Origin of the sequence: Oribacterium sp. FC2011, from assembly GCF_000701645.1 — a bacterium.
Taxonomy (GTDB): domain Bacteria; phylum Bacillota; class Clostridia; order Lachnospirales; family Lachnospiraceae; genus Oribacterium.
The window spans coordinates 211,394-235,778 of the sequence record NZ_JNJM01000003.1 but is presented as its reverse complement, the minus strand read 5'-3'; the positions used below and the strand labels follow the sequence as shown (position 1 = coordinate 235,778).

The following is a 24,385-nucleotide window of genomic DNA, read 5'->3' as shown; positions in this document are numbered from 1 at the left end:
AAAAGATGGCAAGGATGATACCTGCTCAAATAGAAAGAAACGATCCCAGAAGAACAGGCGAATACATGGTATATGATTGGCTCGCAAATGATAATATACCCGGTGTTGCATTTTATTCACATACTCAGAATTCACATGACCACAAAACTATGAGTGAAGTGGATTTTTTGTATATTTGCACATCGGGATTACTATGTATTGAAGTTAAGGGTGGCCAAGTAAAAAAAGAAGACAGTATATGGATGTCAGTAAACAAAAGAGGTGAAACTTTTAAGATACAGGATCCTTTCTTTCAAACTCATGGATGTATGAAAGCAGCATCATCCTTTCTTGAGAATACATATGGTAAGAAATCTATAGAAAGCTTTTTTTGTGTTGGTTGTGCAGTAGTATTTCCTGAATGCATTGCTGAATGCAATGGAGATGGTGTTATCAAGGATGTGATGTTTGATGGAAGAAATGATCTTTCTAAGTTTAATGATTTTTTGATTAATTCCTTAAAGTATTGGTCTGATGAATTATATCAGAAACAAAGAAAGAGAACCACTCAATTATCACAGGATCAGATTGATCAAATTGTCACTCTATTTGAGGGTGATTTTTGTTCGGTTCCATCCATGAAATTGCAAATAGATACTTCCTATTCGGAAATGTTAAAACTCACTGATGAACAATTTGATGTATTTCACAGTATAGAAGAAAACAAACGCGTATTGGTATTCGGATCAGCCGGAACAGGCAAAAGTATACTTGCCGCAGAAAAGTTAAGACTTAACATAAGTAAAAAAAGAAGTGTTGCTTATATATGTTTTAATAAAAATATGGCATCTTATGTTGAACAAAATGTCAAGTGTCCAAAGAATTCTTTTGTAGGTACTTATCATTCACTTTTAGGACAATATATTTCAGAATCATATACATTATCTACAGATGAACTAAGCTGTATTTTTTTAGAAAAAAAAGTATCGCCAAAAAATAAATATGATTTGATTATTATTGATGAAGCTCAGGACTTATTGTCTATAAATATGTTAGAGTGTATCAATAGTTTTTCTCAACAAGGAATGGCTAATAGTGAATGGATTATATTTGCTGATCCAAATCAGGACATCTTTCAAAAGGGTAAAAGATTAGAAAACACAATAAATGAAATTAGGAACAAATACAATCCTTGTATACTTAGATTATATAAAAACTGTAGAAATACAGCACCTATAGTAAGAAGAACATCAATGTTAACAAGTATTCCTCCAACTAAATATCTTAAACTAACAGGACCTGATGTAAAAGCATTTGAATTCAAAGATAATAATGATGCAATTTTTATTATTGATAAAGAAATTAAAAGCCTATTATCCGGAGGAACTTTTGTTAGGGATATAATGATACTCTCCACAAAAAAAAAGGAAAATTCCATATTAAAATCCACTAACATGATGGCTAATATTCCTTTAGTAGAGGTAAAAAGCTTTAAAGGATTAAAAAATAATCAAATTAATTATATGACTGTTCAATCTTTTAAAGGTTTGGAATCGAAAGTTGTTTTTTATATCGATATAGATGGTTTTGATAGCATCGATAATCGAAGAATAAACTATGTCGCAATGACAAGAGCTCAAATATTATTATATTATTTTTATAACTACAATCAAAAAGATGAATACAATAAAAGAGTAATAGAAGGTATCAAAGTTCTAGAAGTATAGATATTTTAGACCGGTAAAAGTGTAAGGAATAAAAATGAATGATAATAAACTTAATATTTATATTGTTTCGGTCAATAAACGTTTTGAGACATGGTCAGATGTCTGCTATAAAAAAACAAATTTAGAACTTTAATTAAATGAGGTGAATAGTAATGTCTGATGTTTTACAAAAGTTGTTAAAAAAATTCATGGAAGAATATGATTCCGAACTGATAACAGCTAGGAAAGATGATGATTATAAGCGACCATTCGGGAAATTGGTAAGACAGGATATTACTAGCCTTATCGGCACGAAGCTGCAAGCCAATATTTACAAAGTGAAGGGGAGTGTTGGAGCCGGACGATGGACAGATGTTCCGTGGATTGCGGTATTTGATAAGCGTATTACAACATCTGCTCAAAGAGGAGTCTACATAGTGTATCTTTTAAACAAAGATACTAAGGAACTGTTTTTGACGCTTAATCAAGGCGCTACTGATGTTGCTCAAGGAGGAGATGGATCCGGAAAACTAGCATTTACAGGAATTGCTACCGCAAGTAACGGAAAGACCACAGAGAACCTTCAATCAAGGGCTACAAATATAAGAAATAGAATTGGTAAATTTAATAGTTTAAAAAGCGATCCTATTAATACTGGTTCAAAGGCATATGATGCAGGATGTATTTATTATATAAAGTATACTCTTGAATCATTACCCGAGGATGAAATATTATATGAAGATTTACAGAAATTTATTGAGGCATATCAGTCGTATTTTATTAATGTTTTCTCGATAGCGAATACTGAAAATGAGATGAGAGAAGGTGAGGATTATTTGCAATCAGAGAATCAACTTGAAAAAATTGCTACGTATATTAATGCCCAAGGATTCAAGTATGATGACAGTCTTCTTAAAAACTTCTACCTTAGTTTAAAGACAAAGCCTTTTGTTCTTTTAGCAGGCACAAGTGGAACTGGTAAAACCAGGTTAGTCAGACTATTTGCGGAAGCTATTGGGGCTTATGGTAGCGGACGTTATAAGCAGATTGCTGTTAAACCTGATTGGTCGGATTCTACAGATCTTTTTGGTCATGTAAATCTTGATAACAGATTTGTTCCAGGAGCAATTATAGAATTTATAAGGAAGGCTTCCGACGATAAAGATAAACTTCCGTATATTTTATGTCTGGACGAAATGAATCTTGCTCGTGTTGAATACTACTTTAGTGATTTTCTCTCTATCATGGAAACCAGAGATTGGGAAGAAGATGAAATAGTAACCGACAACTTGGTACCAAAAATCTGCTATTCAGGAGACACAGAAGCAGAAAAGCTTTATGCAGATCTTAAAATACCGGAGAATCTGTATATTGTTGGAACGGTAAATATGGATGAAACTACATTTCCATTCAGTAAGAAAGTACTGGATAGAGCTAATACAATAGAATTCTCATACGTGGATTTTAATCTTCCAGATGAGATTTCTGAAAAAGTTGCTAAACCGGTGAATGTTGATAATGATTTTTTACGATCGGATTTTCTTAAGCTTCGCACCGATTGTACCAATCATTGGGAAACCGTTAAGAACATTAATGACAAGATTACTGCAATTAATGCTGTTTTAAAAAAGGGAGATGCTCATTTCGGATATAGAATGAGAGATGAAATGATTTTCTACATGCTATATAATGAGGAACTTAATCTATTGACGGAAAATGAAGCGTTTGATAATCAAATAATGCAGAAAATACTTCCTCGAATTCAGGGTAGCTCAGAATTGACTGCGAATATACTGCGTGATTTATTTAAGATATGTGCAGGAAACTATACTGGAAAGAATGGTCAAACTGATGGTCGAAAGATGGAAAACTATTTAAAAGATAAAAGTCCTTCTGATTATCCCAAAAGTGCTGAAAAGATATCCAAAATGATGAGGAGATTTGAAGACGATGATTTCACCTCGTTCTGGGTCTAATCAAATAATCGATGTGACAGCATCTGATATACGTGTCACAATTAAGAGAAGAAAAATATCTTCTCTTTCTTCTGATACCCTTTTGGAACAATCTTCCAAGATGGAAGTCTGGGGAAAAATCGAAAAGCTTAGTATTGGAGGCAACGATTGTTGTGGATCTATAAACGGTGACTACATTTTTCAAGAAACAACGCCATTATTTTTTGAACAGTCGGATTATATTGTGACTGCTCGTTCAATTAATGGTACTCCTTTGCATTTTGAACATGCTGACAAGTATATTAGAGAAGCAATAACTCCAGATGATGAAGAACCTGATCGTTTAAGTGGAGTTATTAATTTTGGGAATAAGGTTGGGTATTCTAACCTTGTTTTCTTTGATGATTTAGGAAATCGCATACTGATTGAAATAGAAGTTTTTCCATCAAAACTTTCTTATAAGGATGATTATGAATCAATTCGAAATGATATAAATGATATGGTTGAAGCCGCAGCGATAGATTTTATTAATTCTACATATTCACTGGGAACAATAAGTTCAACCAGAAACGATGTTCCAGCAATTTTCTTTACGCTGATCAGTCAACTATTCAAAAAATACCATAAAGCAACAAAGGTTATAATGCAGAAGCCAAATCATAAGTTGTTCAAAGAACATGTTGTCGTTCCAAATCATAAGTTAAAACAAAATGACATTAATACGGTACTGTGGTTATCAAAACACTCGGAACAGATCAAGCGTAATGATGGAAAACTTCTGGTTAACAGTGCGCTTGGAGTGCATAAGAAGGTTACCTATGACACCGTTGAAAACAGACTAGTTAAATTTATGCTTTCTACAACATTAAAGCGTTTGATCAGATTCAAACGAATGTATTTATCCAGCTTTAAAGAGCCTGAAAAATCGGCTGATTATGAGGTGCTCAGAAGTATAGAGGAGATGGTCGCTAAAATCAATGAACAACTGAAGAATCCGATTTTTTCCGAGGTTTCAAGTATAAAAAACATAAACACGATGTCATTGGTATTTCAAATGGCACCGGGATATAGAGATTTGTACAGGTACTTTCAGTTAATTCAGAGAGGCATTTCTTTTAGCGGCGAGGTATATAGTTTTTCCATTAAAGAAACATCCACACTATATGAGTATTGGTGTTTTATTAAGCTTGTTAACATCATGAAAAAAAGATATGCATTATTAGATGATAGCAAAGATATTATTAAAGCCAACAGAAAGGGTGTTACTGTTACTCTTTCCAAAGATCGTAGATCCGAAGTGAAGTTTCTTGATACAAATACAGGGGATACTTTTGAGTTGATTTATAATCCTGGAGAATATCCATCAGATACAGTTAAGCAGGTACCTGACAACGTATTAAAACTTTCCAAACGAAGTGGAATTAATGGTAAGCCATCAGGCTTTCAATATGTATTTGATGCGAAATACAAAGTAGAAATAAATCCTGATGAACACTATCCGGATAAGGAGAAAAAACCTGGACCAAAGGTTGAAGACATCAACACCATGCACAGATACCGTGATGCCATTGTAGCAAAAGACGGGGATTTTAGTAAAAAGTTGATGTTTGGTGCATTTGTCCTTTTTCCATATCCGAATGATGAGGATGAATATCGAAGCCATCAGTTTTATAAGAGTATTGAATCCGTAAACATTGGTGGGGTACCTTTCTTGCCCGGAAAAACACAAATAGCAGAGGAACTTCTCACAAAACTTGTAGGAGAATCCGATGAAAGTGCATTTGAACGGACAATTCTTCCTGTGGGAGTCGAAGAACGTTTGGAAAAAGTTGATTGGACAAAGGAGGATGTGCTGGTTGGGTCTTTGAGCAAAAGGGAACAATGGGAAGAATGTTTTGCCAAGAATTATTATTATGTTCCTATTGATTCTTTGAAATCTGGGTATCATCAAGTCCAGTACATTGCAATATACCAGTCCAAAAAACTTTTTGGAGAAGACGCAGGAGTCTTATACTATGGTGAAGTTTCGGAAACAAGTGTTGTTGCGAGAAAAGATATAAACAGTCTTGGTGGAAGAACACATCCGAACGCTGAATGTTATAGATTTGCAATCAAAAAGTGGATGAAACTCAGTTCAAAGATTGAATTTGAGAAAGAATGGGTTTATCGGCCAAGATACAGCAACTCATTTTTGCTTTATAATAGCAAATCAACATATGAGTTGTTTAATATCAGATCCGAAACAGATTATAGATTGGTATACGAGTTGCGTAGGATACAAGAAAACCTCCGAGTTCAGGATAATCCAAACGAGCTCTTTGTAAAAATTAGCGATTCTGTATCCGTCTTTAATGATGAATCGTACATTCGTGTATATGATTCAGGCACTGAAATGCTTAGAAGACCGACAAGTGAATTTAAAAAATCTCCAAGTGTAGTATTTGATTGCATTAGAGACTGCATCTTAAAATGAAAGTTTTCATAAACAAGCAACATATCTAAGATAGATAAAAATATGAAAAGTGAATTTGAATTACTGCTCAGAAAAGATATAATTGCTATTCTTGATGGCGACGAAACATTTGATGGAAAGCCTGATAGTATCTATAGAATGCCATACTTAAAAGGAACTGACTTATGTAAATTAAGTGATAACTTTGGGCTTCATCAGGAGTATGGAGCAGCTAGTCGCTGGATGTATCTGGATAGCTTATTAAGGTATATGATAGACCATAATAGATGTGATGAATTGCTGTGCTATATGTTTGACATAGAAAGATTCTACCAGTTAGAGAATCTTTCTACGATGGAAGAAGTATATAAGATTCATAAGGAGATTTGCAATACGGTTATAGATAAAATTAATGCCAAACTTGCGTTGGGAAGGCATGAACTACAATTTTTAGGAGGACATTTTTATCTTACAAATATTAATCAGAAGGTCGAAATACAGGCACCAAAAATTAGCAGAGTGGATTTATCATATGTGAGAAAACTTCCAGAACGTTGTAACGAGGAAATGATTCAGGGCAATTATGATAATGTCATAACCAAATCTCGCACTTTGATTGAAGAAGTTCTTGTATACATATTAGAAAAAAATAATCAAGAAATACAATCAAAAGGTGATATAGGCAGGCTTTATAATCAAGTCAAAAATCTTTATAACATGCAACAGAATAAAAATTATGATGGTAGAGTTAATTCATTACTTTTCGGACTTGAAAAAATCATTGAATCTATAGGTGCGATGAGAAATACAAATAGTGATGCTCATGGAGTAGGGAGTGCTCGAATTAAGGTGAAAGAGCGTGAAGCAAGGCTTACAATGAATTCAGCTATGACATTTTGTGAGTATATTTTATCAATAGGTGAGTAGAGGAAGATAATGGAGGGGAAATATCCTGTTATACTGATATGTAAATTACCAAAAAAGGAAAGAATGCTATGAATGATAATACAAATATTGCAATACATATAAATAAACCCATTATTATAAAAGTTCTTGAGATTATGGGTTGGCTTTTTATATCGATGGGTGGCGGATTTATTATAGGAAATTTTATTAATCTATTTTCTTTAGAACAAATACAAGGAGTGACTATCCTAGTAGATGTAATAATATTTATTGGAAACGTTATATTTGGAATATTGCTTCTTTCGCTGAGTAAGATTATAGAACTGTTATATTATCTTGTGAATAAATGATTTCAAAATAAGTATTGAGCCCTTGTATAGTTGTATGAGTTTAAAGGTTTGAAAGAACAGACCATATTAATTCATGATAACTTTACAGAATACGATGCCAAAAATCTGTCACTGTTGTCGTGTGTAAGACATATTGCGATGTTTTTTCGATATGATTTTTATAAACAAATTTTTCTACAGATAATTACACGAATAATCCAGAAAGGAGGTATCGGCCATGACATTAGAACAATTAATGAAACTTGAAGGAATAGAAGATTACTATAAATGCATTGGTACCGTGTATCTTTTCGAAAAAATTACAGTCGTAAGAATTTGTTCACAGAACACGATACCAATGTTCATTCCAAGGATACGAAGATAGATGTGATTTTGCGGAATGCTTTATGGCATGAGGGAATTCGCTACAGAAAGAATTATACGAAAATTCCAGGGAAGCCGGACATAGCCATAACCAAATATAAAATCGCTGTTTTTTGCGACAGTGAGTTTTTTCATTGGAAAGACTGGAATCAACTAAAACCGAGGCTGGAAAAGAGTAACAATTCTGATTTTTGGATAAAGAAGATTTCACGTAACAGAGAAAGAGATGTGGAAGTTGACAGGGAACTGCGTTCACTAGGATGGATCGTGTTACGGTTCTGGGGCGCTGAAATAAAAAAGGAATTGGAACAATGTGTGAATACTATTAAGGAAGCTGTTTTTATAAGAAAGATGGAGCAGGAATTGTGAAGATATAGAGGTGGAAAAAGGGGGGGTGAGGCGTTTCAGGAGAGTTTCAAAATCTGGATATGCATAACCATTCCATTTGTTTTCAAGCAAAAGACAAAGAAAATGTAGACTTCAGTACTGTGAGTTGCACTGGAGTTTTCGCTGATATGTTAGAAAAAACTTAGTATCACGAAAGAAGGAGCAGGCTAATGATGGATCAAAGCACTATATATCCAAATTTAAGCTGGCAACAGTTCGCTGTTTTTAATGATAATGCAACTGATGCCTTTGAAGATATGTGCAGAGATCTGTTTTACTGCGAGTATCTCCATGAAACAAGAAACCCTCATTCGGATCATAATAATCCGGGAGTGGAAGTTAGACCCATATTGGAACCGTTAAGAGATGACGGACAGCTTCAAAAATACATCAGTTTTCAGGCTAAGTATTTTGAGTCTGTGATTAGCGACTCACAGATAAGTAAGTCTTTGAAAAAGGCCGCGAGTTACTATAACGGTCAACTGGGAAGAATATATCTTTTTTGCAATAAGGTAATATCTAAGGATTCTGTAAGGTTCAGAAAATTTCAAGCCATACTTACTCCTTCAGATATAGATCTTGAATTGGTAACGGATAAGGATATTTTTACTCTGCTTCGAAAGAATAAGCGTATTATTGATTACTATTTCCAAGACAGAAAGAGGACAGCTGCAGGTGCAAGCGGATTTATGGGAGCTGGAATGATTTCAAGTTCTGTATTGGATTCTGCACAGGTGGATAGCCAAGAGACTATAAATCCTTTATTACATAAACTTATAAATGATAATTTACAAAAGTGCAGGGAATCAATTCTTGATCTTAATTTTGGAACCCTGAAAACAGAACTCGCTCTTCTTGGTTCGGCTTCAGAGACTGAAAAAAAGATTTCATTCTATGAGATTATTCTTGCTGCACACAATAGAAAAGATTTTAGCGACTTAATAGACAGTGTTTCTGATGATAACAAGGAAGAGGCTTTTTGGCTGAAGAGTTTATGCAAGAATGTAAGAGATGTTACGTTTGAAGAAATAAGAGATTTCTCTCCGGAAACACAAATAGTGACGTTGATAATTATATTTTCGGAGCGGCATTGGAATAACATTGTAGAATTGCATAAATATAGGGAACATATTGAGCTGGAAGCCGTTAAAGCTTTTGATTATCATTATGGTTTAGCATTATTTAATTTGGCAAGAGAAGATGAGGCACATGAAGTTCTTTCTGAATTGTTTAGACAGTATCATGAGCCGCGATTTGAGCTGTTTGATATTTGTGCACAGCTTAATAAAGCTAACAAATCATATGTGTACGGGAAGCCTGGTCAGGAACAAACAGTTAAGGATTTATTATCTAATCTTGATAGAGTAAAAGCATTATCGGATGATCAGATTAAGGGTAATGGAAATCTGATTGCGACTATAGAACTACAGACTTGTTTTAATCTTGGAGCAACCGAGAAAAAATATATTGATGAAGCAATTACACGTTATATGGGCTTCCCAGAGAGTGTTAAGAATTTTGAAGGAGTTCAGTTTTTTATGGCGTTGTGCTATGAAATGGGCGGTAATCTGGAAAAAGCCTGTGAGTTGTTAGCTCAATGCGATTGGCGTGACAGAGAGGATGTTTCCGCGCGCTATATAACGCTTTTGATTGATTTGAAACAGCCGGATAAGGCAATAGATGTTTACAAGGAAATAGCAATCCAATCGTCTCGAATAGAAAGTGTTTATTTGCTGGCTTTGTCAAGAAATAAAAACTCTGACTATGAAGCGATGCTAAAGGATGCGGTAGATAAACACAGAACATCTTTAGAGGATTTATTTCTTTATGGATTTTATGTCGAAGATAAGGATATTTTCAAAAAAGATGTTATGCCTGTGCTTGGAGAGTTAATATCCAAAGATTTAGCAAGTATAGATCTTAGAACAAAAGTTGGTCTTATGGCTTTGCTTGCTCATAATGAGGAAATTAAGGCTATTGAGACAGTACTAAATTCAATTTCCGATGTTGAAACAATCAATATGTTTGTTGTTCATGATATTTATAAATGCTTGTATTCAGAATCTCATAACCAGTATGAATTATGGAGACATGATAAAGACATAAACGGAGATATTCTTCCAATCGAGAGAATCGCAAGCAGATTCTATGATAGTAATGTACATAAAAAGGAATTTCTCCAAGTCAAAATGATGTGCGCAGCAGTTTCTCATATGGATATCAGTATGCTTAAGTACTCGAAGGAACTTTTTGAGTATACCCATGATGTTCAGACAGCGAGAAATATTATAGCTCTTCTCTATAAAAGGAATGAAAGCCGAAAAGAGGAATATGAACCTTATCTTGAACCACTAATGGAATCAGATGACCCTCAGATATCTATAGCAGCTTCGTCTGCTTTATGGAAACTCGGAAAATATGACGATGCAGATTTTTATGCATATAAAGCGATTTATAATCTGAATGGAAAAGATGATATTGATGTATACAAAGGACTATTTGGATACCATCATCTAAATATGCAGAGAATACAGAGCCTTCCTGAACGAAAAACGATTGCTCCTAATATGATAGTCACCCTGCAATCTGGAAATGAAACATGGGTAGTAGCTCTGGATTCTGAAGCTGATTTTGACGACAAGGGGAATCAAAGTCTTGGAGCTGAGCATATTAATAGGCAGGATCATGTCTACAATAAATTATTGGGAAGTGGGAAAAGACAGGTACTGAATCTTAGGGGGAAAAGCTATAAAGTAATCAGTTTTGAACCAAGAGAAATAACAATAGGCAGATTTGTTTTTCAGAAGGTGATGGAAAATCCGGATGAATTTAATGTGCGTACAATTTCCTCAGAAGATCCTGAGGAGATGGTCAAACAGTTATTGGCTTTATCAGATCAAAAGGAATATATTAAAAAGCTGACTGATATGTATAATTTTAAGGAAACACAGCTCGGAATTCCTTTAGATATTTTTTCACATGGCAATTATGAAAAATACATAGCTACAATGCATTATCTCCTCTACACAAAAGATCTTGCTTATTATGCCGGGGAGCCAAGGATGGAGTATGTCGTTGAAACAAAGTATGTTCCTACGCTGTCTACTTTTGTTTTGCTGGCTATGCATGGGTGGCTCGATGTGCTTGATTTAATGAAGGATTACATTGTTATTCCTGTAAGCTATGTTGATTTCTTTAAAAACCAATATGCAACCGAGATGGGAAATCAGGCTGTTTCTGGTGGCACATTTGTTCCTTTGGATGATGGTAAATTTACTATTGTTGAAAAGGATGAGAGAATACCAGAAATCTGGGAAAATATAATTGCTAAATGTGAGATGTTTACAACTGTTACTGTAACCGATGAAGAGAGAATAGCCTTTGAGGTTGTTGAGAACCACACGTGGGAGCGGTTATTTGGAAAAACGAATATAGATAAAATGCAGTTGGATGGATTGATTGTTGCAGAACGAGAAGAAGGAATATATCTATGTGATGATTTGTTCTTCCGTAAAATTGCAGCAACAAAAAAAATAAAGAATATTAATTTTGCAACATTACTTTATGTGATTGAGGATCTTGATAAAGTTATGCCGATTGTAATGGAATTATCAAAAACGAATTACATATATACTCCAATCAGAAGCAGGGATGATGATGAATTGGAACAACTGTTTGGCAACTTGCTTGAAGGCGAGTTGAAAAATAAGTATTACTCTGAAGTGTTCAATGCTTATCTCAATGCGTGGAATCAGGTAATGGTGGAATACTTTGGAGAGAATTGGAAGGATAAGATATAGCTACGTGGAACAGTACTATTAAAAGAAGGTGAATCATTGGCATTTAAGTTTTATTATGATGAAACTGAACACAGTAGGAAAATCAACCTTAAAACGTTAAAGGCAGATAATTTCTATGACAATTTCATGACCGTTATTATTGGCTGGGATGATGAATTTTGCGATGAGATTGAGAAGAAGTATCTTGACTTTGAAGAAAAGTACAATGACAGAAAAAACAAGGGAGAATTGAAGAGCACTACTCTTTCTCAAAAGCAGTTTGTGAATGGTTTTGCATCCATGTCAGTGGATAATGCTGAGTTTATTTCTGATTTTCTGGCTGTATTTGATGAGCATGTTTACTGGTGCTTTTCGGTACAGAGCAAGGTTGAATTCATTATCCATCAGCTATTTGCAAACTATCGAAATAATATGTTTTTAGATGCTGATGCAGTAAAGTACACCATAATAAAAGCAATTAACACATATAAACCAGAAAGGGTTATGGAATGCATATATGGGGATCATGATCAATTGGTTCCCGAACTAAGAAGTTTCCTTGAGGATAGAATAAAGAAGAATAAAGCGAACATTCAACTCAAAGAAAATGAGAATATTGCTTTTGAACAATTGCTTATAATCCTTAATAATTCGCTTCCCCTTATTACCGAAGAATGGGATTATCATATTCCATTCGAGGGGTTTTCAAAGTATCTGCGAGAACAGAAGATTACTGATTATAGTCTGATCATTGATAAGGAAGGCGATGAACAGAAAACACTTAAAGCTGCTGTACAAATGGGACATAGAAATGTAGAAGAAGCCGATTCGAAATCTTATGTTGGAATACGTATGGCAGATATGCTTGTGGGAATTTTGTCTAAGTTTATGAAATCCTTGAACAAAGCACTTCAATCGGATTATCAGTCTGTTTCTAAGGTGATTTTGGACAGTCAGTGGTTCAGATTAGATGAAAGGCTGAAGAAACTTTATAGACGGATTCATTACGTTATTTCGGAACTAAATGATTCCTGGTATAAATCTTATGCCGGAATCTTCTCAGATGACCTGATATGCTTTGTGGCTTTATTGGAATTTATTGATGACATGACCGCAGAACGACTGAATGGTGATAGCTTAATTTCTGAAGAGTTTAACCAATATTGTATTGGATGCTTGCAGGGAAAATTTGATGAGATGCGGAATAAGCTTTCTAGAGAAAACATTGAATTAGATGACGAAGGTTGTTTTATTAACCGCTGGGGAGCAAAAGTATATGCAGATGCTACCAAGCAACCAGGATTGATTATTGAGAATGGAAAAAGAGAATGTGTTGTTTTCAATGCTGGATTTGATCGAAGAGGAATTCCGACTATAACAATTAAGGAAGATGGTGAGTATCGATGCTATCGGATTCCGGATCAACTTGGAGAATGGTCGATGAATCTGGTGGCGTTTAAGAATATGGGACAAGAAGTGCTCCCTGCAAGGGTTCGATTTACAAAGCAGGGGAGTAAGTGGAATGCAGATATTATTTGAAAGCATAATAGGGATGATGATAAATGATTAGTGCTGATTCACTCACGGCAATTGCACATATTTTTTGTGGCGATATTGAGGGATATTATTCATATAAATCAGGACCCAAGCTGGTTTCTTTTTTTAATGAGTGGCTCCGAGCAGATGATGAATATGGTCAAGGTTTTCCATCAAGATGGGTTTATGCATATGACAAAATTACGGAAATCATAAACAGAAATAGTTTTGATAGATTTCTAGGACACATTTTGAGTAAACAGTACATTATCCAGGATCTGAATTGTACGGAAGTTGAGGCTGCAGAAAAATCAGAGGCTATTTTAGCAGAGCTCAATCGTGTTTTGGGAGGGGATCAATATCTTATTACTCATAACGGGAATGAATATCATTTGGTCCAACAGAATTTAGATTTGGTCTTGATTGGTTCGGGTGGCTTTGCTAATGCTTATTATCAAAAATCTACTGGTCATGTTGTAAAGAAATTGAAAGAGGATTTTGTTACAGATAAAGGAATAAGGAGTAGATTTAAGAGGGAATATGAGATAACAAAATCGCTTCAAGATATGCACGGGATTATAAAAGTATTTACATTTGATGAAGGAAAATGTGCTTACTCGATGGAACGCGCTGAACAAACACTTGAAAAATACGTAAATGAAAATGATATTACGGATGAGATCCGACTAAATTGTATTCGTCAAGTTCTATACATTATGACAAGCGTTCATAAGCGGGACATTATTCATAGGGATTTGAGTCCCAATAATATTTTTATTGTATCAGGAATGTTGAAAATAGCCGACTTTGGGCTTGGAAAGGATTTAAACGTATTCTCATCCCATCAAACAATGTATACGAATCAGGTTGGACAATATTTTTACTGTGCACCCGAGCAGTTCATGATGCTGAAAGATGCTGATAAGAGAAGCGATGTTTATTCCTTGGGACGCATTATTAATTTCATTATGACTGGTGATTCCAGAAATACTCACCATATATACGGTAGTGTATGTAGCAAAGCGATAAGTTCGGATGCGGCATATAGGTACGGTGATGCAGAACAACTCAGCGTAGCATTTGAAAAGTCAGTTAAGTATCATCAACAAAGCGAACAAAAATCGATTATTAGAAATAAAATTCTTTCTCATAACTTTGATGCAGATGTTGAAAACTATATATATGATATGAGTTCCGAAGAAATGTCCAAAGCAGTGCGAGAAGGCTTTCCAGCGTTTGTTGATGCTATGGTTTGGTTTATGGGTTTGTCTGATGAAAATGCGGAATATGTAATTCAGGGAATCGAATCTACTTTTCGAGATGTTTGTGAGAGATCTTTTGAAGCTAATGATCCGTTTGCAGATCTTGCTGAAAAAGTTATACGTGGAAGATTCGATTTTCATATAAAAGAAACTGCAGCAACAATACTAAGGTATGTTGCTTGGGATGTGAATCGCTTTAGTGCTCAGCATAAGATTGAAAACATATTAGATACTGGAGTGGATCCACTAATAGAAGATATTTTACGACAATAAGACATGGAAGACTGACTTAGGAGATGAAATAATGGGAGTATCATTTAGACATTCTGCCGGATTCGGAAAGAGGATGGAGTACAACTTAGTAGGAAAGATGCTTATGGAAGGGCTGGATGTCTATCTTCCTCTTGTTGACGACCACGGGGTTGATTGCGTAATAAAGAAAGAAGACGGAACCTTTATTGAGGTGCAGATTAAAGCTAGATCCAATGAAGTCAAAGAAGGGGATGCTGCTTTGTTCTCGGCGATTACCCATGAATTGACGGAAAATTTCTATTTTGTTTTTTATTCGGAACGAGTTGATGACGGAACGATGTGGATTCTTTCTTCAGAAGAGTTTTTGAAGGAATGTGTTACAAATAAAAACGGAAAAAATGCAGGTAAACGTGGGATATGGTTTAACGGAAGACGAACGGACAAAAAAACAGGACAAAAAGTAGAATACTGCAAAAAACAGTTTGAAAAATATATAGCTAAAGATTTTGAGCGTTTTCATTAATGATATATTAGCGATATTGATTTCATTGGCTTATGTATGAGGCAGCATGGTTATGTAGATGTCTATCCGAGGCTCTGTCTTGAAAATGACATGGGTGTCAAAATGCAAATGATCCGGACCCTGGCAATGCTCAAGACCTGGAAGCCTAAGAAGGAGTTCACTTTCGAGGAAGTGCAACTCTACACCAACATCTATGATCTTGCAGCTGCATTGGCCGATACGGCAGACTGCCTGAATTACGATGTAGGGTATCTTATAGGTGATGAGATCGACGAGCTGGACATTGAGGATGCCCTGTTTAATCCTGCGAACATGACTGTTAATGTCAAGAACAAGAAGCCGGAGAAGAAGCCGGTGACAAATGTGGCTCCGGTAAGTAAGGGTGATGTGACGGCGGAGGATTACCTTGCCGAGATCGCCGAGCTCCGGAAGAAGCTCAATGAAAAAGAGCAGGAGAATAAGTACCTCTGGGAGATGTACAGAAGCGCTAAGCATTCTTCTGCGGAGACCAAAGGGCTTGTAAAGAAATATGAGGCTGAACGTGATGAGCTGATCGCGCTCCGGGAGTATGCCTATAACTCTGAGCATGAGGATGATGAAGTAGAGGAAGATAAGCTCCCGGATATGGAGAATGCAATCGCTGATAAGAAGATCGTCATCATCGGCGGACATGTGAACTGTCAGAACAAGCTTAAGCAGTTGTTCCCGGAATGGCTCATCGTACACCTGGATGAATATAAAACTGTGAGCAGCAGGATGCTGGAAGGTAAGGAGAAGGTCTATTTCTTTACGGATTACATTAACCACATAAGCTATAAAAAGTTCATTGCTATCGTGAGGGAGAAGAATATACCATTTGGATACATAGGAAGCATCAACATTGGCAGTGTGGTGGCGCAGATTTATGGGGAGATGGTGAGGTGAAAACGCAGTTTGTTTAACTAATTATTTTTATTAAAAATATTCAGGTAAATAATGATATAATCAGTATTACGTGATACAAAAAATCATTACGTAGGTAATTTATTATGCTAAGTATATATTTCGGTGAAAAAGAAAATGTAATGCATGGACCATCATGGTTCAAGTTTAATTATAAAGAAGAGTGGTTGGCAGATCCTTTTGTAAGTGAAATGATGGCTGATATTGATAAGTCTCATTATAAAGGTGGGCAACTTATTGAAAGTGAAGTTTTAGGTCCGATTCCACTGGAAAAACTATCCGGAGGATTACAGACACTTATTTGTATCTATAAAAGACCTGATCTTATGTTCAATGCTACAAGCTGTGGGGAAAACTGTGCAAGGTGGCTGTTGGAAATCGGAAGAAAAGAAAATATAGTTGTTAATCTACGTTACTACATGCCTTTTGATGATTGCGGTGATATAGAAGTTGAAATAATGAACGAGAATTTTAAGGCAACAAATATCAAAGATTATATGCATATAGCATTAAAATATGTTTGATCTTGAGGATATTAACATATGAAAAATAAACATCATATCGTCGTTGAGACTGAACGATTAAAATATGAATTTGATATAAAACGAAACATTACCGTTATTCAGGGCGATAGTGCCACTGGAAAAACAACACTTATAGAACTGCTTGGAACATATTCAAGATTTGGAAAAGAGAGCGGTATCATGCTTCAATCTGACGTTCCTTGTGTGGTGTTTGGAGGAGATCCTGCTTTATGGAAAACCATTATCGAGGCATATAAAGACAGCATTGTCTTCGTTGATAAGGATTATCCATTTATTTATTCAAAGGACTTTGCTGAGGTTATACAAGGAACTTCAAATTATTATGTGTTGATAACCAGACAGCCGCTTTATAATCTGCCATATAGTGTACAGGAAATATATGGCATTCGGACGACCGGAAAATACCATTATCCCGAAAAGATATATCATGAATTCTATCGGATATATGATGAATCTAAGTCAGCGTTGAATAAAGATATTTTGGTAATGGTTGAAGATTCAAAGTCGGGATACCAGTTCTTCTCAAAATCAAGAATATATTGATTTAATGTTTACTTAATGGGAAGTCTGTATTTGTAGACTTCCCATTATTATGTACGGATAAAAGGGGATATTCATGAGTTCTATCGATATTAAGAAGATTAGTATAACAAAGCTTGATACAGATGCCATTGTAAATGCAGCCAATGAAGGTCTTTGGCAGGGCGGCGGAGTATGCGGAGCAATCTTCCGAGATGCAGGATCACAAGAACTGACAAAGGCCTGCAACGCTATCGGCGGGTGTAAAACCGGTAATGCAGTGATTACTCCGGGATTTAATCTTCCTGCGAAGTATGTGATCCACGCTGTAGGGCCTAGGTGGACGGACGGCAATCATGATGAACCAAAGCTTCTATACAGTGCATATAAGCAGTCATTAATTCTGGCAAAAGAGAACAAACTCCATTCAATCGGATTCCCACTTATTTCAGCCGGTATCTTTGGCTATCCGTTGGATGGAGCATGGAGAAAAGCTATCCAGGCTTGCAATGACTTTATAAAGGATAATCTGGATTATGACATTAAGATCATCTTTGCTGTACTTGATGATAAGATTCTTGCTGTCGGAGAGAAAACACTTAAAGATATTGTCTAAACCTGGATAAGCAATTCAGTGGCAGATGGGCATATGGCTGTACTGGTGGATGCATTGTTAGAAAGAATAAAATAAAGATTTGGAAGTTGAGGTGTTTATGAGTACATTAGTAACATACTTCAGTGCCGAAGGCACAACAGCAAAAGTTGCAAAGGAATACGCAGAAAAGGTTGGGGCAGATCTTTTTGAGATCGTTCCGGAAGTACCTTATTCTGCGTCAGATATACGTTGGGTTAATCCATTAGCCAGATGTAACCGCGAGCAGATGGGTGGTAAAGATGTTCCGGTTAGCGGGAAGATTGATGACTTTGGAAAATATGATACCGTTTATATCGGTTTTCCAATTTGGTACGGACAGGCTCCGAGAGTGGTTCATACATTCTGTAAGGGCTATGACTGGACAGGGAAAAACATTCACATCTTTGCGACATCAGGCGGTAGCGGGATTGGAAAGACAGCAGAGAAGCTTCAGCCATCTGTTGCCGGAGGAAATATCATCGATGCAAAACGTATAAGCAGTGCTTCGGAGATTTGAAGGTTGACCGTATATAGATGGGATTTAGTTCAAAGAGATTGGTAAATTAATACATGGATAATCGTAAAGAATGGGCACTATGCCGGGAAGAATTGGTCAGTGTCATAGTAAGCCTTGGCTTTCCTGCTGAATTTGGCAATCAGATAGCAAAACAGCTTGGCAGTCCCAAAGCCATGCAGAGGATGTGTGGTTACCTTAATAATGTAAAACCGCATAGTGCAGAACTGATAGCTGACGAGATGCTTTCCATCTGCACCGAGATCGACAGGTGGAAAGAAAAGAAGGCTTGTGAAGAAGCTAACGCAAATTACAATAGGATGCTGTGGGAAGGGTTGTTCGACGACGAATCGGAGGAGTAAAGGAACTGAAATTCATATGAAAACAGTCAAAGTTGTTGCAGCAGTTATAAGAAATGACAATAAAATATTTGCCACCCAACGAGGCTACGGAGAATTCAAAGATGGCTGGGAGTTTCCCGGAGGAAAGATCGAAGCGGGAAAAATACCGGAGGAAGCATTGGCCCGCGAGATCAGGGAGGAGCTGGATACTGAGATCTCTGTAGATGAGTATATAGATACTATAGAATATGACTATCCGACTTTTCATCTATCCATGGATTGCTTTTGGTGCAGCATTAAGGAAGGACATCTCACACTGAAGGAGCATGAGGCTGCGAAGTGGCTGGACATTAAAACCATAGACAGTGTGGAGTGGCTGCCGGCGGATATTACTTTGATCGATAAGATCAAGGAACGGATTGAGTTGTAGAGGTTATGAATAAAATACCCGGTACCAGTTCATGGTACCGGGTTAAATAAACTGTAGTGTAAAGGATATCAATTCTCTCCAAGTACAATCAGGCTGTCTGTACTTATCAAATCCAGCTCTTCCTGTAATGGAAGGTTGAAACTGCTGTTTTTCTGACTATCGAGATATCCTAACAGAATATATCTCTGTTTAAGCAGGATCTGACGAAGTTCTCTGATGGTATGCTTACCGGTAAGATTAAGTAAGCCTGCATTTTTCAAATATACTTCATTGCCTTTGTTAGACAGAATTTCCCTGAAAGCTCCGATCAGTTCCGGACTTTCTGCCAACTGTGCAAGGAATAATGAAGACATACTTGAGGATACAAGGAAATCCGTATTATCACCGCTGCCAACCAGTTTCTGGTTACGTTCACTCTGCATTTCAACTGTGATATTGAAAGAGAGGTTATAGCGCTTTCTGATATCCCTGAGGTTCAACAGGAGAAAAATCGTTTCCATATCTGCTTCATCCGAATCCAAATCATGATTGTTGAGTATTACTATATGCTCAGCAATTTTTGCAATCTTCAGAAGAGCCGTTTCTGACCGGATGTTTTCGGTAATATACTTTAACTCCAGATTCCTCTCAGCAGCAACATTCTCCAGTTCCTCACGTTCTTCCTCACTGGTTTGCTGTCCAACCAGATGGACATGGGAAATGTTTTCAGGCAGTTCATGCAGAATTACAGGCAAGGTCTCATTATGACCAAAAATCACTGTATCGGTTTCAGTTTCATCATCAACGATATTCAGTTCCTGATCAAACAATGTCGTTTCCTGAGAGGAGAGCAGCTTGGCTGTATCAGGATTCTCAGCAAATATAAGTATCTTGTCGCTTTCAAGAAGCAGACATTCACCGGGTGGGTTCAACGATATTGTTCCTTCCCGCATAATGCCTATGGGAGTAGCATTATCCATCCGGACCATCAGTTCTTCAAAAGTCTTCCCTTCAATCCCGGCCATGCTGACCAGAAAGAACTCTGAGCCTTCAAAATTGAACAGTTCCCGGAATGTTTTAGAAAGTCCGTTCTGGGTGCAGGAATGTGCGATCAATTTGGCCAGAATATCATTGGATTGCAGAGTTGTGATATTGTTTGTTTCAACAAGAGATGGAGGGAATCGATATTCATTCCTGGAAACAATGGCATTTACGCGTATTTCAGGAACACCCTTTTCCTCCAGCAAAGCCGACACAGCAAGAACTGCCTTAATTGTCTTTAAATCATCCGTTGGATTTACTATCACGGTCCGGCATGTTTCAACTGAGCACTTTTCAATGGAAGCCGGATCTGTAATATCAACTGTCCGGCAAACGATTCTGAAGTTTTTGGGGACATCAAGATTTTCCAGGATGCTCTGTTCCATTTCTTCACGCTCTAAATCTTCCGCAACCACTATACATCCGGGTTTTCCGTCAGAAGCAAGAATCAGCTGATTAAGCAGAGTGCATTCGCCCGGAGTGAAACCCAGAAGTACTATGTGATCTGTTTCAAGAACGAGAGAGTTTCCACGTTTCAGATTATCTATCTTTTCCTCAATGGCACTAGTGACGATACCAATCAGTACACTGGTGAAAAGCACTCCAAGGATAGCAATGATCGACATCATTACAAGATATCCGGGGCTCCCGTCTTCAAAAGAAGGCATCCAGGCATTGATCACTGTGGCGAAACTGTCCCAGAATACTGATGCAACTTCACCTTCTTCGTTGAATCCAAATAAAATGATCAGTCCGGCAATGAGGACCGCGCAAACAACACACGCAACTATCAAAAAGTGGATAAAGCCGAGAGAACCCTTGGAAACACGATTGTCAAACCAGTAATCAAATCGTTCACGAAGAGTATATGATCGTTGGATTTTCCTTGTCTCATTTTTCTTTTCCATATAGATACCTTTCCGATTTTCATCCAGTATTTTTGTTCCGTCCGAATATATGTCACTTGTTATCATTATACCTTTACCCTGAATACATGGTCAAATTTGATTGAAAAGATCTTTTTTATCAAACATAACCCCGTACCCGGTTTCAGTAAGTGTTTGAGAGTCTTGCCTCTTTATTATGGCAAGGTTCTTTTTTTACGACTGTTATACAGGATGGTTATTGAATACTATATCCGATTTATTATAAAATAAAGATAGATTTTTCAAAAAAGTTTGGAGGACAGTATTATGAACAGGTTTTGTGAAAACTGTGGCGCAAAGTTGGCAGATGGAGCAAAATTTTGCGAGGAATGTGGTGCAAAGATACTTCCCATGTCGGAAGTACCGCCACAGTCAGCGCAGGATACAGGGCAGAACTTTGACCATAATCAACAGTCGGGAAATATAAGTTCATTTGGAAATGAGTCTCAATACAGTGAACAGAATTACCGTTCACCTGTGCCCGGTTCGCAGAATCCCGACGCATTCTATAGTTATAACCAGGGTAACATTCAGAATCAGGGTTATCCCGGCTCTGCTCCGGGCCAACAGCAACCCGGGTCATATAATAATTTCAACCCCGGAAACTTTCAGAACCAGGGTTATCCCGGCTCTGCTCCGGGTCCTCAACAGCCCGGTTCCTTTAATGGTTTTAACTCAAATTATGCCCAGAACCAGGGTTACAATAATCCCGGTCAACAGCCCGGCCAGTATTATTCTCCGAACGATGTACAGAACCGGGGATATGCTCCTGCCCCGGGAAATCCCAAAAAAACCGGCCTCCCAAAGGGAGCAATAATAGCTGCTGTTGCTTTAGTTGCTATTGCTGCAATCAGCGCATTCCTTGTTTTGGGTAAAATCAAAGGCGGACAAAATAAAGAGGAGAGCATAGCGGAAGAAACCACCTCAGGTTTTGACCGGTCATCCTCTCAGAATGATTCAGACACCCGGACTTCAAAAGGTTCAAAAGCTTCAAAAGCTTCAAAAGGTAAATCTGCACGAGAGCAGGCCGCTGCCCTTGACAATGACTCAAAAGATACCGATATGACCGAACGTAAGGCAAAAGAAACGTCCGGAAATCAAAGTGATGATAATTCAGACAGCAGTCAAAAAACGAGCAGTAATGATGAAGAGTTTCTTCCGTCCACTTTTGCAAAAAAGGGAAAACGAGACATACTTCAGGACGGCACAATCATGTACATGAATTCTATAGGTGACTATGTCGCGAATGTCTGGGTAGAGGATAATGGTAAATATTATTACACAGGACCTGATGGTTCCATAATTAAAGACAACTATAGTGCAGATGGGTACTGGTGCGGTTCAGACGGTGCCTGGGATCAGAGCGTTAAACAACGAAATGAAGATCCTGAGCCCATGACCGGTACATATGAGGGCTATGTCAAAACATGGAAGGTTGCAATCACAAAAGATGGCAGATACGGAACTGCATCATATACCTATACACAATTTGGAGGCACCCCTCAGGTTTATGACCTTACACCCCTTGGCCACGGAGTATATCTTGCTGAAGAAAACTCAGGATTAAAAGCGCTTATGTCAGTTATGGATAACGGTAATGTACTTGTGGTTTCAGAGGCTGGCATCACAGAAACATGCACCTTGAAGTAAGCTTACAAAACCTTCCACGGTGGATAACCGGTGGCTCAGGCAGACAATAAAATATGGGAGGAAACATATGGATAGAACAGGAGGAGGCGGAAGCCGTCAAAGAAATACAACAAGCGGATCAAGCCGGGTATCCACCAGAGGCAGTGGTCTGGGACTTGGAGGACCGATAGGAAATTCCGGAGGTTATAATGGAAGACCCGGACTTGGTGACAGAGGCGGAGGTGGTAACGGCTGCAGTGGATGCGGCTGCGTACCGGGATTTATCTTTATAGTCATTATCATCATTGCAATGATATATAATGGTGGATCCCAGCTTATTTCTACAGTACTTCATACAGCAGCCACAAAGGTGGAGGACGGAAGTGTAAAGGATGGTATCGATACAGGTATCGGTGCCATACAGGATGCTGTCCAGGGTATAACCGGCGGTTCGGGAGAAAACAACAACGGAAGAGCAGGATTGATCTCCGGCAGCAGTAAAGTAGATGCAGACCAGTCAGCAAAATCACTGTTGACCAACTCCTATCAGGACGGAAATCTGCTTCCTATATCCGGAGGCCAGGGTATAATACCGGGTCTTGCCGCAGGATCAGCTCTTTCTTCAGCATCAGGAGGCACTTCTTCGGGACAAAACTCTCAGGGTTATGCTGATCCTGAAGGAAAAGCCATTGATCCATCTCACCTTGTGTGGTCTAAAAATAAAAAAGGTCAGCAGGTGTTGATTCTTACAGACGATGAATGGGATGCAGTTGAATATGTAAAGCTTAACGTATTTGTAGATACCGGAAGTGCATTCATAGACCTTGGTCTCGACAATCTGTATGATTTTGACGATGACCTTAACCTCATAGGTGAGTTCGACGACACCTGGCTGTCTCTCGATAAGCATGTTGTCGCCTTCTATCAGCTGGACGGCTGGCACGAAGGAAGCAAATACCAGTCCCGGGGATATATTCCTGCTTTTGTTAACGGACAGCACGCAAATATCGTCCTGCAGTTTGATAACACGAATCCCGACGGAAAAATACTCGGAGTCAAACCTCTTCCTGACAGTCCCGGAGGAGACCTGTCCACAGAAGAAATGTGCAGCGGACTGGAGCTTTTAAACGAGGGAGATCTCATTGAGCCCATCTGTGATGTTTATTCATATGAAGGTGACTTTATCGACAACTATTTCCTGGGCGAAGGATTTGAAGTAGGAGAAAAACCACTGATCGCCAACATTGCCCTCGAGGAGGGAACTGTCACCAGCGTGGCATACCGGCTGACGGATTATGACGGCCATCACTACTGGACCCCGCTCATTGAATGAAAAAAATACTGTTTTATCAAAAATAACGGGTATCTTTTTTGGATACCCGTTATTTTTCAGGTGATAATGCCGATATAACACTCACCATATGTATGTTTAATC

General features: G+C 37.6%; 20 protein-coding genes. 19 read left to right on the top strand and 1 reads right to left on the bottom strand.

Annotation, left to right across the window (positions count from 1 at the left end; translation table 11 throughout):
* Positions 1 to 5 precede the first annotated feature (5 nt).
* The 17 genes from T357_RS0103860 to T357_RS0103780 all read left to right on the top strand — a co-directional run bounded on the left by T357_RS0103860 (position 6) and on the right by T357_RS0103780 (position 19,375).
* Positions 6 to 1,706 carry a nuclease-related domain-containing DEAD/DEAH box helicase gene (locus T357_RS0103860; protein ID WP_031548885.1) on the top strand — a complete coding sequence of 567 codons (1,701 nt, stop codon included), beginning with the start codon at positions 6 to 8 and terminating at the stop codon, positions 1,704 to 1,706.
* A 152-nt stretch (positions 1,707 to 1,858) separates the two neighbouring features.
* Entirely contained in the window at positions 1,859 to 3,661 is a 1,803-nt protein-coding gene (locus T357_RS0103855; RefSeq protein ID WP_031548882.1) for an MrcB family domain-containing protein, read from the top strand.
* Entirely contained in the window at positions 3,636 to 6,113 is a 2,478-nt protein-coding gene (locus tag T357_RS0103850) for a DUF2357 domain-containing protein (protein ID WP_031548880.1), read from the top strand. Before T357_RS0103855 ends, T357_RS0103850 begins: the two co-directional genes overlap by 26 nt.
* Positions 6,114 to 6,155: 42 nt before the next feature.
* A complete protein-coding gene (locus T357_RS0103845; RefSeq protein WP_031548877.1) occupies positions 6,156 to 7,019 on the top strand; it encodes an abortive infection family protein in 864 nt (287 codons plus the stop codon).
* Between the two features lie 68 nt (positions 7,020 to 7,087).
* Positions 7,088 to 7,348, top strand: a complete 261-nt coding sequence (locus T357_RS0103840; protein ID WP_031548874.1) for a hypothetical protein — start codon at positions 7,088 to 7,090, stop codon at positions 7,346 to 7,348.
* Between the two features lie 267 nt (positions 7,349 to 7,615).
* Complete coding sequence (locus T357_RS0103835) at positions 7,616 to 8,080, top strand: very short patch repair endonuclease (RefSeq protein WP_044916006.1); 465 nt, start codon at positions 7,616 to 7,618, stop codon at positions 8,078 to 8,080.
* Between the two features lie 188 nt (positions 8,081 to 8,268).
* Entirely contained in the window at positions 8,269 to 11,898 is a 3,630-nt protein-coding gene (locus T357_RS0103830) for a tetratricopeptide repeat protein (protein ID WP_031548868.1), read from the top strand.
* Between the two features lie 36 nt (positions 11,899 to 11,934).
* Positions 11,935 to 13,416 (top strand): DUF3800 domain-containing protein, encoded by a 1,482-nt coding sequence (locus T357_RS0103825; RefSeq protein ID WP_031548866.1) that lies wholly within the window; start codon positions 11,935 to 11,937, stop codon positions 13,414 to 13,416.
* A gap of 23 nt (positions 13,417 to 13,439) precedes the next feature.
* Positions 13,440 to 14,948 carry a protein kinase domain-containing protein gene (locus tag T357_RS0103820; protein ID WP_031548863.1) on the top strand — a complete coding sequence of 503 codons (1,509 nt, stop codon included), beginning with the start codon at positions 13,440 to 13,442 and terminating at the stop codon, positions 14,946 to 14,948.
* 31 nt (positions 14,949 to 14,979) lie between these two features.
* Entirely contained in the window at positions 14,980 to 15,450 is a 471-nt protein-coding gene (locus T357_RS0103815) for a hypothetical protein (protein ID WP_031548858.1), read from the top strand.
* A 90-nt stretch (positions 15,451 to 15,540) separates the two neighbouring features.
* A complete protein-coding gene (locus tag T357_RS0103810) occupies positions 15,541 to 16,374 on the top strand; it encodes a hypothetical protein (protein ID WP_155991212.1) in 834 nt (277 codons plus the stop codon).
* Between the two features lie 104 nt (positions 16,375 to 16,478).
* Positions 16,479 to 16,916 (top strand): DUF4869 domain-containing protein, encoded by a 438-nt coding sequence (locus T357_RS0103805; protein WP_031548851.1) that lies wholly within the window; start codon positions 16,479 to 16,481, stop codon positions 16,914 to 16,916.
* A gap of 18 nt (positions 16,917 to 16,934) precedes the next feature.
* Positions 16,935 to 17,480: a hypothetical protein gene (locus T357_RS0103800; RefSeq protein ID WP_049962249.1), complete on the top strand. Its 546-nt coding sequence runs from the start codon at positions 16,935 to 16,937 to the stop codon at positions 17,478 to 17,480.
* 73 nt (positions 17,481 to 17,553) lie between these two features.
* Entirely contained in the window at positions 17,554 to 18,072 is a 519-nt protein-coding gene (locus T357_RS0103795) for a macro domain-containing protein (protein ID WP_031548844.1), read from the top strand.
* Between the two features lie 97 nt (positions 18,073 to 18,169).
* Entirely contained in the window at positions 18,170 to 18,607 is a 438-nt protein-coding gene (locus tag T357_RS0103790) for a flavodoxin (RefSeq protein WP_031548842.1), read from the top strand.
* A gap of 53 nt (positions 18,608 to 18,660) precedes the next feature.
* Positions 18,661 to 18,966 carry a hypothetical protein gene (locus T357_RS0103785; protein WP_031548839.1) on the top strand — a complete coding sequence of 102 codons (306 nt, stop codon included), beginning with the start codon at positions 18,661 to 18,663 and terminating at the stop codon, positions 18,964 to 18,966.
* Between the two features lie 16 nt (positions 18,967 to 18,982).
* A complete protein-coding gene (locus tag T357_RS0103780; RefSeq protein WP_031548836.1) occupies positions 18,983 to 19,375 on the top strand; it encodes a (deoxy)nucleoside triphosphate pyrophosphohydrolase in 393 nt (130 codons plus the stop codon).
* Positions 19,376 to 19,443: 68 nt separating this feature from the next.
* Here the strand turns inward: T357_RS0103780 and T357_RS0103775 are convergent, their stop codons facing one another.
* Complete coding sequence (locus T357_RS0103775; protein ID WP_197027299.1) at positions 19,444 to 21,303, bottom strand: CASTOR/POLLUX-related putative ion channel; 1,860 nt, start codon at positions 21,301 to 21,303, stop codon at positions 19,444 to 19,446.
* A gap of 285 nt (positions 21,304 to 21,588) precedes the next feature.
* Here T357_RS0103775 and T357_RS0103770 point away from each other — a divergent pair, with 285 nt between their 5' ends.
* Both T357_RS0103770 and T357_RS0103765 read left to right on the top strand, forming a co-directional pair.
* A complete protein-coding gene (locus T357_RS0103770) occupies positions 21,589 to 22,971 on the top strand; it encodes a zinc ribbon domain-containing protein (protein ID WP_031548831.1) in 1,383 nt (460 codons plus the stop codon).
* A 67-nt stretch (positions 22,972 to 23,038) separates the two neighbouring features.
* Positions 23,039 to 24,283, top strand: coding sequence for a hypothetical protein (locus T357_RS0103765; RefSeq protein ID WP_031548828.1), 1,245 nt, complete (start codon positions 23,039 to 23,041; stop codon positions 24,281 to 24,283).
* Positions 24,284 to 24,385 lie beyond the last annotated feature (102 nt).